We start from the raw sequence: 12,944 nt of genomic DNA, 5'->3' as shown, positions 1-12,944 counted from the left end.
CTCGATTCGTGGCGGACCCGTACGGTGTGCCGGGGCAGCGGCTGTATCGGACCGGTGACCTGGTGCGGTGGGTCGAGACCGAATCCGGGTCGGCGACACTGGTGTACGTCGGACGGTCCGATTTCCAGGTGAAGGTGCGCGGGCAGCGGCTGGAGCTGGGCGAGGTCGAGGCCGCGCTGTGCGAGGTCGGCGGGGTCGATCAGGCGGTGGTCGTGCACCTGGCGGGCGAAAGCAGCTCCGCCGGTGGGCGATTGGTGGGCTATGTGGCCGGCGCGGGGCTGGACGACGCACAGGTCCGCCGCGCGGTCGGGGAGCGGCTGCCCAGGTACATGATCCCGGACGCGGTGGTCGTGCTCGATGCCCTGCCGTTGAACAGCAGCGGCAAGGTCGATAGGAAGGCGCTGCCGGAACCGGTGTTCAGCAGTCAGGACTTCCGGGAGCCGTCGACGCCGGTCGAGGAATCGGTGGCTCGGGTCTTCGCCGAGGTGCTCGGGCTGGAACGGGTGGGCGTCGACGACGACTTCTTCGCGCTGGGCGGAAACTCCTTGTCGGCCACGCGATTGTCGGCGCGGCTGGCGGATGGGGTGGGCGTGCCGGTGGCTGTCCGCGATGTGTTCGAGGCGTCAGTGGTCGGTGATCTGGCGGGAGTGCTCGCGGGACGGATGGGCGAGACGACCGGTGACCTGACCAAGTCGAGCGGGCCACGACTTGAACGGAAGCTCCGCCCGGACCGCGTGCCCCTGTCCTTCGCGCAACAGCGGATGTGGTTCGTGAACCGGTTCGCGCCGGAATCGGTGTCCTACAGCATTCCCCTGGTACTGCGCTTGTCCGGCGCGCTGGATGTCGATGCGCTGTCGGCGGCGATCATGGATGTGCTGGCGCGGCACGAGGTGCTGCGGACGCGGTACCCGGATATCGACGGGGTGCCGTATCAGGTGGTGGTGCCGGTCGCGGAGCTCGGCACGGCGGTCGACAGCGATCTGACGCCGATGGCCGTGGACGAGGACAAGACCTCCGATGCCGTGGCCGATGTGGTGTCGACGGGATTCGATGTGGCCGAACGGATTCCGTTGCGGGCGCGGCTGCTTGCAGTGGGGGATGAGGAGTTCGTGTTGGTGATGGTGGTGCATCACATCAATGCGGACGGGTTCTCGATGGCACCCCTCGCCCGGGATCTGGCGGCGGCGTATGCGGCCAGGAGCGCTGGGCGGCAGGCGGATTGGTTGCCATTGCCGGTGCAATACGCCGATTATGCGCTGTGGCAGCGGGAGTTGCTGGGCACGGCTCAGGACCCCGAATCGATGCTGTCGCAGCAGGTTCGGTACTGGCGGGAGCGCTTGGACGGCCTGCCGGAAGCGCTCGAACTGCCGACCGATCGGCCGCGGCCGGCTGTCGCTTCGCATCGCGGGGCGACCTACGGGTTCGCGATGGAACCGGCGGTGGTGGCGGGGCTGCAGCGGGTGGCGCAGGCGTCGGGGTCCACTGTGTTCATGGTGTTCCATGCGGCCTTGACGGTGGTGCTGTCGAGGTTGTCGGGAAGTACCGACATCGCGATCGGCACACCGGTATCGGGACGCGGGGCGGCGGTGCTCGATGATCTGGTCGGCATGTTCGTCAATACAGTCGTGCTGCGGACCCGGATGGACGAGTCGCTGTCGTTCGCCGAGTTGCTGGCGCAGGTGCGGGGCGTGGACCTGGATGCGTTCGCGCATGCGGAGATTCCGTTCGAGCAGGTGGTGGAGGCGCTGGATCCGCCGCGCAGTCAGGCTCATCATCCGCTGTTCCAGGTCATGCTCGGATTCCACAATCTCGACGAGGTGCGGCTGGAACTGCCCGGGCTCGCCGTATCGACGTTCGGGGCCGATATCGGTGTCGAGCGGTTCGATCTGACCCTGACGCTCACCGACTCGCCCGATGAGACCGGGGCGATTCCGGTCGGGATGAGCTATGCCACGGATCTGTTCGATGCGGACACGATCGCGCGGATGGCGGGGCAGTTGCATCGGGTGCTGGCGGCCATTGCCGAGGACACCTCGATTGCGTTGCGGGACATCGACATTCTGTCCGCGCAGGAACGTGAGCGTCTGGTGCTCGAGTGGGGGCGGATGGATCGGGTCTCGGCTGTCCCGGCGAAGGTGACGCTCCCGGCGTTGCTGACGGCCGCGGTGGCCGCGAATCCCGATGGCGAGGCGGTCGTGGATTCCGGGCGGCGGCTTACGTATCGGGAGCTCGACGAGCGGTCGAGCCGGGTGGCGTGGAAGCTCGTCGAGCTGGGGGTCGGGCCGGAATCGGTGGTCGCGATCGGGGTGCCGCGGTCGCTGGAATGGGTGCTGGCGGTGTGGGCTGTCGCCAAGACCGGCGCGGCATTCGTGTCGGTGGATCCGGCGCATCCGGCCGAGCGGAATACGTTCGTGTGCGCTGATTCCGGTGTGCGCGTGGGGATTACGTCGGAGCTGCATCGGGAGGTGCTGCCCGGAGGCGTGGCGTGGATGGTGTTGGACGGGTCGGATCCGGCGCGCGGGACTGTGATGCCGGACGGTCAGGAGCCGCACCCGTTGCCTCGGTCGGCCAATACCGCCTACGTCGTGTACACCTCCGGTTCCACGGGGCTGCCCAAGGGGGTTGAGGTCACCCACGCCGGTCTCGCTGCTCTGGTTGTCGATCATCGTCGCCGGTGTGCGGCCGACGCGGATTCCCGGGTGCTGGCCGTTGCCGCACGCACCTTCGACGCGGCGCTGCTGGAACTGCTGCTGGCTGTTTCGGCGGGTGCGAGTTTGGTGGTGGCACCGGCCGATGTGTACGGCGGGGAGCCGCTCGCGGAGCTCATGCGCACCGAGCGCGTCACGCATGCGTTCCTGACGCCGTCGGTGGCGTTGACGCTGAATCCGCAAGAGCTCGAACAGCTTCGGGTGGTTTTGACCGGTGGCGATCGGTGCCCGCAGCGGCTGGTTTCGCAGTGGGCTGGGACGGATACGGCCGGTCGCCGCCGAGTTCACAATCTGTACGGGCCCGCCGAGGCGACCATCTGGACCACGGGTACGGAACTGGATCCCGAGAGTGGGATCGGGATCGGCGGGCCGATTCCGGGGACCGGCGCGGTGGTGCTGGACGCGAGCCTGCGACCGGTGCCGGTCGGGGTGGTCGGCGAGCTGTATGTTGCGGGTCCCGGTGTGGCGCGCGGGTATCGGGGGCGGGCGGGGTTGACGGCGTCGCGGTTCATCCCGAATCCGTTCGGTGCGCCAGGGGAGCGGTTGTATCGGACCGGGGATCTGGTGCGCTGGGTCATTGACGAAAATGACTCGGGGACCACTGGTTTGGTGTTCGTCGGGCGGTCCGACTTCCAGGTGAAGGTGCGTGGGCAGCGGCTGGAGCTGGGCGAGGTCGAGGCTGCGCTGACCGAGTTGGCGGGGGTTGGGCAGGCGGTTGCGGTTGTCGATGGGTTTGACGGCGAAAGTGACAGTGCCGCAGCTCGTCTGGTCGCCTACGTCGTGCCTGAATCGGGACGTGCGATCGATCCCGTGGTCGTTCGCCGATCGGTTTCCGAACGACTGCCGGGATACATGGTGCCGGATGTGGTGATCGTGCTCGACGGGCTGCCGTTGACCGCCACCGGCAAGGTGGATCGCCGGGCACTACCGCGGCCGGAGTCCACATCCCAGCGGTTCCGCGCACCGGCGACCCGCCTGGAACAGCTCATCGCTGACGTCTTCGCCGAGGTGCTCGGCGTGGACCGGGTCGGCGCCGACGACGATTTCTTCGCCCTGGGCGGAAACTCGTTGACCGCAGTGCAAGTCGTGTCTCTGGTCCGCTCGCGCAGCGGGAGTCAGCTGCAATTTGGTCGGCTCTTCTCCGACGCCACCCCGGCTGCCCTGGCACGAACCCTCGAAAGCGGCACGAACGCCCTGCCGATTTCCCTGGGCGTCCTGACTCCGCTTCGGTCCTCCGGCAGCCAGCCTCCGGTGTTCTGTATCCACCCCGGTGGCGGTCTCTCCTGGGTCTATGGGTCGCTCGTGCCGCACCTCGACCCCGATCGCCCGGTCTACGGCCTCCAGGATCCGCACATCGTCGCTGACGAGAACCGCTTGGACTCGGTGTCGGCCTACGCGGACCGCTACGTTCGCGAACTCCTCGAAAAGTTCCCCGACACCACCTACAACCTCGTGGGCTGGTCGCTGGGCGGGCAGATCGCGCATGCCATGGCGGTGCGCCTCCAGTCCCTCGGGCACTCCGTCGGCTTGCTCGCGCTGGTCGACGCCACCCCGGAAACCGGTATGGGCCAAGCCCACGAACCCACCCGGCAGGACGTCACCACGGCCATATCCCGAATCCTCGGCGGCTGGCAAGACGCCCTGAACCTCGACGAAGTCCCCGAGGTCGACAACCTCGACGACTTCTACGCCTTGATCGCCGACCGCATATCCGCGACCGGAATCCTCACACCCCAACAAATCCAACGAGTCCTCTCCAGCTTCTCCGACCCGCTCCCATACATCCCGGGCCGCTTCACCGGCGACGCCCTCCTCTTCACCGCTGCCCGGGAATCCAACCGGGCTCACTTCGTCGACTCCTGGCGACCGCACATCACCGGCCGCATCGACCGAATCGGCATCGACGAATGGCACACGGCAATGCTCAACGCCGAGAGGGCCGCCCAGATAGCTCCGTTCCTGAACTCGCGGATGCCGAAAGTTGGTGATAGCTAGAGATTTACAGTGCGTGTTGCTTCGATCATGGTGTCGTGTCGAGGGATTCGAAACTATGATCGATGGTATGGGTGAATTCGCTGATGACTGGGCCAGCACCTTCGGGGTGGTGGAACAGCTTCGCGTTGTGCACTCACGGATAGCTGCGCTGCAGGCCGAAGAGACCGCGCTCATGACACAGCTGTACGAGGCCCGCCGCGCCCAGCAGCTCGACGTGGGGGTCGGGCAGCTCTATGCGGGCGAGAGCGCCGCCACTGAAATCGGTGTCGCGCTCAAGATGTCGCAGCGGTCCGCGGACAACCTGATCAATATCGGGCTCGATCTCAAGCACCGCTACCCGAGCACCGCGCGAGCCTTCGCTGCCGGGCGTATCGACCTGGCGCAGGTGCGTGCGATCCGCGAAACCCTCACCAACGTGCCCGAAGACCAGCTCGCCGAGTTGGAGCCGAAGATCGCCGCGTATGCGGAAAACGCGGACCCGCAACGGGTTCGGCGTACCGCCCGGCGTTGGATCACCGAGGCCGACCCCGAAGGGCAAGCGAAGCGTCGCAAGGAAGCCGAGGCCGAACGCTACGTCAGCGTGAACGCCGCCGACAACGGCACCACCGTGCTGGAAGGTGTGCTGCCTGCTGTCGGGGGCCGCACCCTGTTCGAGAAGCTGCGGGAGATGGCCTGTACCCAGGTGTGCAGCGAGGACCCGCGCACCCAGAACCAGCGCCGCGCAGACGCTTTGGTGGCCCTCGCCGATGGCACCGGACGTCTCACCTGTCAGTGCGGTCGCGAAGACTGCCCGCGCGCGGCGTTCGATGCGGTGGCTCCGGTGGCGCGTAAGGCGTTGGTGCAGGTGGGGGTGTCGGCGGAAACACTTGCAGGACTGCAGGACAACCCGGCGCTGCTGGCGGGTCTTGGGGCGATCGACGCCGACCTCGCCCGGCAGGTCGCGCGCTACGCCCGCTTCCAAATCATCACTGATACCGACACTGCCGCTCTCGACACCGCCGATTCTGGCGCTGTCGTCTCCATCGCGTCTGAGAAGGCCAGTGGCGTCAAGGAATTGACCTACCGGCCCACCGCCCGGGTTGCCGCCCGGGTGCGTGCCCTCGACGGCATCTGCCGCGCCCCCGGCTGCCAGGTCCCCGCCGCCGACACCGACCTCGACCACCAAGACCGCTTCGACCACGACAATCCCGACAACGGTGGCCGCACTACCGAACACAATCTGGGGGCGCGGTGTCGACGCCATCACCGGCTCAAGACTCTCGCCGACAACAACTGCAATGGTTGGAAGGTTGATCATCTCCCGGATCGGGAGGTGCGATGGACCACGCCCACCGGCGATTCGATCACCACCACCCCCGAAGGCACACCGTTCCTGTTCCCCACCGAACCCGTGTCGCCGGTCACCGCCGCCGGAGTCCCCGATGCGGAAACCATTTCCCCGTTCATTGATGCGGGGCCGGTGATCGATGGCCTGATGGAGATGATGCACGTGTATTGCACGCCGTCGCAGCGCAAGGCGTACTGGCGGACCCGTGGCCGCAACATGTGATTCAGCGGCGTGAGGCCAGGTAACCCGGGGGAAGACTCCTCGCGCGGATCACTGCCGACCGGAATCCTCCCGTTGGCATGCACCGGGCAGTGTGGTCACCTCGCCTGCCCTACCGGACTTTCGCTGACGCGACTTGCGAGCCGTGACCCGCCGATCCCGGCCCACGGACCGCACGCATCACCTTCCAAGACAAAACCCAAAGCAAAACCAAAGGGACCAAGACCCCAACCCCTCCCCGTCATCCCCTCGCCCGCCTCTTGTTTCGTCGAGCGGCACATCCTGGAGGGCGTTTGTCCGGTTCCTCCCTAATCCTGCCTCCAAAATGTGCCGCTCGGTGACGGGAACCGGGCGAATCGGACACGCGGCGGGCGTTTTTGAGTGTTGTTCCCCGGGCCGCTGCGCGCCCGAGCCTCGAGGAGGCTGGTGCCGCCACCGAGGTGCCCAACCCAGCCAGCCTCTCTCCCTCCTCCTGGCATCTTTATCTTTTGTTCTTTTGTCTTTTCGTTCTTGCTCGTTATAGCGACGCGGCTCGGGCGCGGAGGTACTCGCGTTCGGCCGCGTTGCGGGCTGCGGCTATGGCGGATTGGTAGGCCTGGGCGGCTTCGGGTTTGCGGTTGAGGCGGCGGAGGAGGTCGGCTCGGACTGCGTGGTAGAGGTGGTGGTCGGTGAGGTCGAGGCCATCGAGGGTGGCGAGGGCGGCGGCGGGGCCTTCCACCTCGGCCAAGGCCACGGCCCGGTTGAGGGTGACCACGGGGCTCGGAGCGAGGATGGTCAATTGGTCGTAGAGAGCGAGGATTTGGGGCCAGTCGGTGTCGGCGGCAGAGGGCGCGTCGGTGTGGACGGCCTGGATGGCGGCTTGGATTTGATAGGGGCCGGGGTGGTTGTGGCGGAGGCAGCGGCGGACCAAGGTGTGGCCTTCGGCGATCAGGTCGGGGTCCCAGAGGGTGCGGTCTTGTTCGGGGAGGGGGATCAGGTTGCCTTCGGGGGAAGTTCTTGCGGCGCGGCGGGATTCGGTGAGCAGGAGTAGGGCTAGTAGGCCCCAGACTTCCGGCTCGTCGGGCATGAGGTCGGCGAGGATTCGGGTTAGGCGGATGGCCTCGGCGCACAGATCTGCGCGAGTCAGCTCTTCGCCGGCGGTGGTGGTGTAGCCCTCGGTGAAGATCAGGTACAGGACTGCCAGGACGGTGTCGAGGCGGGCGGGGAGGTCGGCGTCGGACGGGATTCGGTAGGGGATGCGGGCGTGGCGGATTTTGGCTTTGGCTCGGGTGAGGCGTTGGGCCATGGTGGGTTCGGGGATGAGGAAGGCTCGAGCCGTTTCGGCGGTGGTCAGGCCGCCCAGGAGGCGGAGGGTCAGGGCCACTCGGGCGTTGGGGGAGAGGGCGGGGTGGCAGCAGGTGAAGATCAGGCGGAGGCGGTCGTCGGGCACGGGGCCCTCCTCGGCGGGTTCGTCTTGCTCGTGCAGGAGGGCGGCCTGGGCGTATTTGTCGGCGCGGGCGGCGTCTCGGCGGAGGCGGTCGATGGCGCGGTTGCGGGCGGTGGTGATGATCCAGCCGGGTGGGTTGGGTGGGATGCCGTCCGATGGCCAGCGGTCCAGGGCGGTGGTGAAGGCGTCCTGGACGGCGTCTTCGGCGATGTCGACGTCGCCGAAGACGCGGATCAGGCTGGCGACGGTGCGGCCGTAGTGTTCGGTGAAGACCGTCGCTACGGACGCGATATCGACTGTGCCGGAGGGGATGTCAGGCATCTTGGATGGGGCGGACCTCGATGGGCAGGCCGATGACCGCTGCCATGCGGCGGCCCCAATCCAGGGCCTCGTCCAGGTCGGCAGCCTCCAGGACGGTGAATCCGCCTATGTGCTCCTTGGTTTCGGCGTACGGGCCGTCGGTGATGAGGACCTCGGAGCCCTGGCGGCGGAGCACGGTGGCCGTGTCGGGGGCGTGCAGGCCGGCGGCGAAGACCCAGGCACCGGCCTCGCGCATCTCGGTGTTCAGCTCTGCCAGGTCGCTCATGATCTGGTCGAGATTGTCCGGCGGTGCGGTGTCGTCGGGCTGGTAGATGCTGAGCAGGTACTGGGTCACAGCGACTCCTCTCCGGCGGGGCGGTAGGTGGCGATGATGACGCCGGTCGTCGTGGTGACGCTGTCGGCCAGATGCAGCGGGCCGATATTGACGCCGTCGAACAGCCGGGTGCCGGGGCCTACCGTCAACGGGTGGATCGAGAGCAGGTACTCGTCGATCATGCCCGCGCGCATGAGGGAGCGCAGCAACTCGCCGCTGCCGAGGACGACGAGATCGAGGTCGGGGCGCTCGGCCTGCAGTTTCCGGACGGCCGCCACCGCGTCGCCCGCCAGCAGAGTCGAGTTCTGCCAGGGGAGTGGTTCGCGCAAGGTGCGGGAGGCGACGAATTTCTCGGCCTTGTTCAGCACCTCGGTGTACGGGTTGTCGGGTTGGTGCGGCCAGAAACCGTAGAAGTCCTCGTATGTGCGGCGGCCGAAGAGCAGGCCGCCGCCGCTGTGGGCGGCCATGTGCCTGCCCATGAACTCGGCCTGGACCGGGTCGGCGTATCGGTGTGCCCAGCCGCCGCCGGTGAAGCCGTGGCGGGTGTCCTCGTCGGCTCGGCCGGGGGCCTGCATGACGCCGTCGAGGGTGAGGTTGACGACCGCGGTGATCGTGCCCATGCTCGCTCCTGGGAGTTTGCCCGGCCAGGTTGCCGGGTTCATCTCCTACACGAACGGGGTACCGCGAATACGACACCGCGGCCGCGAAAAAATCCTCAGACCTCGAGGCTCTCTTCGATGTCCTTGAGGCGGTGGCGGGCCAGGGCCAGATTGCCGCGGGCGCGGTCCAGCGCCACGTAGAGGAACAGGCCGTGGGAGCGTCGCCCCCGGAGCGGGCGCACCAGGTGGTATTGGCCGGTCAGGGTGATGAGGATGTCCTCGATTTCCTCATTGATTCCGAGTTGCTCGATGGTGCGCATTTTGGCGCGGACCACCTCCGTATTCCCGGCGGCCGCGATCTCGATATCGAGATTCTTGCTGCCGCCGAGCATGCCCAGGGGCATACCGCTGCCATAGTCGACAACGGCGGCGCCGATGGCGCCGTCCAGCATCATCATGTCCTTGAGTGCAATCTCCAAGTCCGCCATGGATCTTCCTCTCGTGCGGCGTGACGGGTTCTCGCGTGCGGTGACGCTACGCCCGCTCGGGCCGTGCGATACGAGGTTTGCTGAAGAATTCCGCAAGGTATGCAATTAATAAGTTACGCAACCAGATAGCAGCGGTCAGTCGTGAAAAAACAGCGGGCGCTGCCCGATCCGGCAGCGCCCGCAGGTCTTCTACGATTCGGCTCAGCCGCAGAGGCTGCCCGGCGCCGTCGCGGCGTTCAGGAACAGCAGGGCCTCTTCCTTTTCGGCCGCACCGCCCGGCAGCTGCTCGGTCAGGTGCTCCTTGGTCAGCCCGGACGCCAGCGCATTGCAGTCGGCCTTACCGACGTCGATGGCCGCCAGCTGCTGATCCAGATCCGTCAATAGCTCACCCTGCGCCTGCAGATAACTCACGAACACCTGCTCCTGCGCCGTGAGCGCCCGCTCCGCCCCGGCCACCCCCGTAGCCGTCCCCACCAGCAATGCCACCCCGGCAGCCATCACTCCGAAACCCGAAGCGAGACGGCTCTTTTTACCCACGAACTCTCCTTCATCATCGAACGAACCCGGCGAGCCTAGCCGACCAACCCGGCCAAGCGTGCGGCGACGGCGGCAAGGGTTGGCATGGTGGACATTTCGGTGGCTACCTCGCGGGCGGCGGTAGCCAGATTCGGATCGGTGATCAGGCGGGTGATGTCGGCGGCGGTAATGCGGCGGGGCAGGATGGACAGGCCGCAGCCGCGTTGCTGGATGAGGCTGGCGTTCCAGCCGCGGTCGCCGGTGTCGGGGGTGAGGATCTGGGGGAGACCGGCTCTCAGGGCGGCGTAGACCGAGCCCGCGCCGCCGTGGTTGATCATGGCGGTGCAGGTGCGCAGGGCGTCGCTGAGGATGGTCCAGCCGACCGTTCGGATGTTCGGGGGTAGGGCCTTGTGCCGGGTCACGCCGCGGTCCGGGCGGACGATGACGAATTCGGCGTCGACGGCCGGGGCCGCGCGCAGGACCGAGGTGAGGAACGGGGTCGCGCGGTCGCCGAGCATTGTGCTGCGGGTGACCAGGATTCGGGGGCGGTCGGGTGGGGTGGTGAGCCAGTCGGGCATGGGCGGGCCGGGGGTGGAGAAGGGGATGTACTGCATGGGCCAGCCGGGGATGGAGACGATGCTGGGCGGGGCGATGCTGAGGGCGGCGGTGTCGGCGGTGTCGGCGGTGTGGGGGCTGGCCAGGCGATCCAGGAGGCCGGCGCAGACGCGTTCGCCGTGGTCGAGGCCGATATTGTGCAGGACGGCCGGGATTTTCAGGGTTTCGGCGGCGATGGCTGCGACGGCGGCGAAAGGTTCGTGGATGATCAGGTCGGGGGCGTAGTGCTCGGCCAGGGTCAGGACTCGGGTGCGCATGTTGTCGTTCACCGACTTGAAGACGCGGGCCGCGACCATCGGGTCGGCGGAGCCGAGGATGGCGTTGCGGGCCGCGATCGGGTGGAAGGCCAAGGCGCGGACGGGGACTCGGACACTCATGGGGTCGGCGATGGTCACCGTGGGTAGCTGGTCGCGCAGCACGCCGACCACCTCGTCGCCCGATCCGAGCAGCACCTCGTGGCCCGCCTCGCGCAGATGCAATGCCAGCGGCAACATCGGGAAGGTGTGACCGATCAGCGGGGTGGCGATGAAGAGTACTCGCACCCTGGAACTCCCGTTCTCCCCGACGAATTCGAACTATGGGCCCAGCGCGGCGGCCAGCACCGGCCACGCGGTGGCCAGGTGGTCGCGCCAGTAGGGCCAGCTGTGGGTGCCCGCGGGGGCGAGGTCGTAGGTGGCGGGGATGGCGAGGGACTCCAGCTTTCGACGGAGGACATCGGTGCACAGGCGGGTGCCGAATTCGATTGCGCCGCCTTCGATCACGACGTCGGGGAGGTCGGGGGTGGTCGCGTTTTCGTGCTCGCCGGATAGGCCGGAGGCGGCGTAGAGGTAGAGCGACTTCCCTGCCAGCTGGTCGGCATGGCCGAGGACGTCGTGCGCTGTCCAGTCGGGATCGGTTGCCGGGCCCCACATATTGTCCGGGTCCGACCCGTTGGTGCTGACGATGTACCGGAGTTCGGCCTGGCCGATGGTGTCGCTGGTGTTGAAGCAGCCGCTCAGGGCCGCGACGGCCGAGTACAGGGCGGGGGAGCGTTCGGCCAGCATCATGGCGGATTGCGCGCCCATGGAGATGCCGAGGATGGCATTGCGGCCGTTGCCGTCGAAGCGGGAGTTCAGGAGAGGCGGGAGTTCCTGGGTGAGAAGGGTTTCCCATTTCTGGTGGCCGCGTACGGGATCGTCGCGTTGCCAGTCGGTGTAGTAGCTGCCCGCGCCGCCGACGGGGAGGATGACGTTGACGTTCTTGTCGGCGAAGAAGTCCACCGCGCCGCCCTGGGCGGTCCAGTCGTTCTGATCCGGACGGGCCGAGTCGATGCCCTCGAGGAGATAGACGGTCGGGTGAGAGCCGGTGGCGGCCGGCGGGAGGAGGACGTCGATTTGGACGGTGGCGGCCATGGCGGGGGAGTCGATGAAGACCTGTAGCCAGCGGTCGGTGAGGTGGACGATGTGGTCGATGCGCGCGGTGGTGTCGGCTCGGGCGGGTGTGCCCGGCCAGCCGAACAGTATTGCCAGCACCGCGATCCATCTCATGACGGCTGGAACCTCCAGACCGGCTCGCCGCCGCGGACGGCATGGGCGCGATGCAGGATTTCGCGCAGTCGTTGTTCGCCGCCCAAAGCCGTTGCCTGGGTGCGGTATTCCGCGATGGCGCGGAGTTTGATGCTTTCCAGTGCATTGCTCATAGGGAACGCAGACATATCCCACTGCTCGCGCCGGACCGGTAGCCCGGCCAGCTCGGTGGCGTCCGGGCCCCGGGCCAGTAGCGACATGGCCTCCATCTCCAGGCCGATGCGCGGGCTGGCGCGGCCGGGTGCTGAGCGGTAGGGGAACGGGCGGAGCCGGGAGACCGGGTGGCGGCGGCGATTGCGTTCCGACAGCGCGTTGAAGTCCTCGTAGAACAGGATTCGCGGGTCGGCGCGAGCGACGGTGAGCGCGCCGACGGCGACGATCACGTGATCCACATGGTTGCCGATCCCCAACGGGGCTAGTACCAGCGTGTTTTCGGAATCCAGCAGGCGGCGGATCGTACGGGCGACCGTCTCGGTGTACGCGCCCCGGGCCAGATCCTCGGAGGTCCGGAACAGCGGGAGGGGTCCGCGTGGCGGTGGATCGCGGAACAGGCGCTCGAACAGGCCGAGGCGTCGGGCACGAGCACCCAGGGTGGACAGTGCCCGATCGTCCTCGGTGATGCGAGAGGCATAGTCCGAGAAGGCTTTCTGTCGCCTTCCGCCTTCTCGCCCGGCTCCCTCGGCCGAGAACACGGTGAGCACTTCCACCGCCTGCCCCCGGCCGGCCCGTGCCGCGATCAATCCGCCCAGCGACAGCACCGCATCATCGAAATGCGGTGATACCACCACCACGCGGCCCGCGGCATCGAGCCTCCGGGAGAGATCCATCGATCCTCACCGTACCGACCCGTCC

General features: G+C 67.5%; 10 protein-coding genes. 2 read left to right on the top strand and 8 right to left on the bottom strand.

Translation table 11 applies throughout. The features are described from left to right. Nucleotides 1-8 precede the first annotated feature (8 nt). Both ON43_RS21665 and ON43_RS21660 read left to right on the top strand, forming a co-directional pair. The gene (locus ON43_RS21665) at nt 9-4,703 is read left to right on the top strand and encodes a non-ribosomal peptide synthetase (protein ID WP_051178872.1); all 4,695 of its coding nucleotides are present in this window, start codon (nt 9-11) and stop codon (nt 4,701-4,703) included. 67 nt (nt 4,704-4,770) lie between these two features. Then, a complete protein-coding gene (locus ON43_RS21660; protein ID WP_167333449.1) occupies nt 4,771-6,252 on the top strand; it encodes an HNH endonuclease signature motif containing protein in 1,482 nt (493 codons plus the stop codon). Nucleotides 6,253-6,766: 514 nt separating this feature from the next. On the opposite strand, the gene ON43_RS21655 is transcribed toward ON43_RS21660, so the two are convergent. The 8 genes from ON43_RS21655 to ON43_RS21620 form a co-directional block, all read right to left on the bottom strand. Further along, nucleotides 6,767-7,996 (bottom strand): RNA polymerase sigma factor, encoded by a 1,230-nt coding sequence (locus ON43_RS21655; protein ID WP_040810213.1) that lies wholly within the window; start codon nt 7,994-7,996, stop codon nt 6,767-6,769. After that, a complete protein-coding gene (locus tag ON43_RS21650) occupies nt 7,989-8,330 on the bottom strand; it encodes a YciI family protein (protein WP_040810211.1) in 342 nt (113 codons plus the stop codon). The genes ON43_RS21655 and ON43_RS21650 overlap by 8 nt, the downstream gene beginning before the upstream one ends. After that, the gene (locus tag ON43_RS21645; protein ID WP_040810209.1) at nt 8,327-8,929 is read right to left on the bottom strand and encodes a dihydrofolate reductase family protein; all 603 of its coding nucleotides are present in this window, start codon (nt 8,927-8,929) and stop codon (nt 8,327-8,329) included. The genes ON43_RS21650 and ON43_RS21645 overlap by 4 nt, the downstream gene beginning before the upstream one ends. A gap of 95 nt (nt 8,930-9,024) precedes the next feature. Then, the gene (locus ON43_RS21640; protein ID WP_040810207.1) at nt 9,025-9,396 is read right to left on the bottom strand and encodes a hypothetical protein; all 372 of its coding nucleotides are present in this window, start codon (nt 9,394-9,396) and stop codon (nt 9,025-9,027) included. A 201-nt stretch (nt 9,397-9,597) separates the two neighbouring features. Next, nucleotides 9,598-9,933 carry a DUF732 domain-containing protein gene (locus ON43_RS46835; RefSeq protein WP_157514134.1) on the bottom strand — a complete coding sequence of 112 codons (336 nt, stop codon included), beginning with the start codon at nt 9,931-9,933 and terminating at the stop codon, nt 9,598-9,600. A 35-nt stretch (nt 9,934-9,968) separates the two neighbouring features. Next, nucleotides 9,969-11,069, bottom strand: a complete 1,101-nt coding sequence (locus ON43_RS21630) for a glycosyltransferase (RefSeq protein ID WP_040810203.1) — start codon at nt 11,067-11,069, stop codon at nt 9,969-9,971. Nucleotides 11,070-11,102: 33 nt separating this feature from the next. After that, complete coding sequence (locus ON43_RS21625; RefSeq protein WP_040810201.1) at nt 11,103-12,053, bottom strand: alpha/beta hydrolase; 951 nt, start codon at nt 12,051-12,053, stop codon at nt 11,103-11,105. Beyond that, the gene (locus tag ON43_RS21620; protein WP_040810199.1) at nt 12,050-12,919 is read right to left on the bottom strand and encodes a PIG-L deacetylase family protein; all 870 of its coding nucleotides are present in this window, start codon (nt 12,917-12,919) and stop codon (nt 12,050-12,052) included. The genes ON43_RS21625 and ON43_RS21620 overlap by 4 nt, the downstream gene beginning before the upstream one ends. Nucleotides 12,920-12,944: the final 25 nt, after the last annotated feature.

The sequence above is a fragment of the Nocardia concava NBRC 100430 genome (assembly GCF_000308815.1).
Classification (GTDB): domain Bacteria; phylum Actinomycetota; class Actinomycetes; order Mycobacteriales; family Mycobacteriaceae; genus Nocardia; species Nocardia concava.
This window is presented reverse-complemented; position numbering and strand designations above follow the sequence as displayed.

Bases quoted from the DNA above. Each gene is read 5' to 3' on its own strand.
- ON43_RS21660 (WP_167333449.1), top strand. From the start codon at position 4,771: ATGGGTGAATTCGCTGATGACTGGGCCAGCACCTTCGGGGTGGTGGAA.
- ON43_RS21645 (WP_040810209.1), bottom strand. From the start codon at position 8,929: ATGGGCACGATCACCGCGGTCGTCAACCTCACCCTCGACGGCGTCATG.
- ON43_RS21655 (WP_040810213.1), bottom strand. From the start codon at position 7,996: ATGCCTGACATCCCCTCCGGCACAGTCGATATCGCGTCCGTAGCGACG.
- ON43_RS21625 (WP_040810201.1), bottom strand. From the start codon at position 12,053: ATGAGATGGATCGCGGTGCTGGCAATACTGTTCGGCTGGCCGGGCACA.
- ON43_RS21640 (WP_040810207.1), bottom strand. From the start codon at position 9,396: ATGGCGGACTTGGAGATTGCACTCAAGGACATGATGATGCTGGACGGC.
- ON43_RS21620 (WP_040810199.1), bottom strand. From the start codon at position 12,919: ATGGATCTCTCCCGGAGGCTCGATGCCGCGGGCCGCGTGGTGGTGGTA.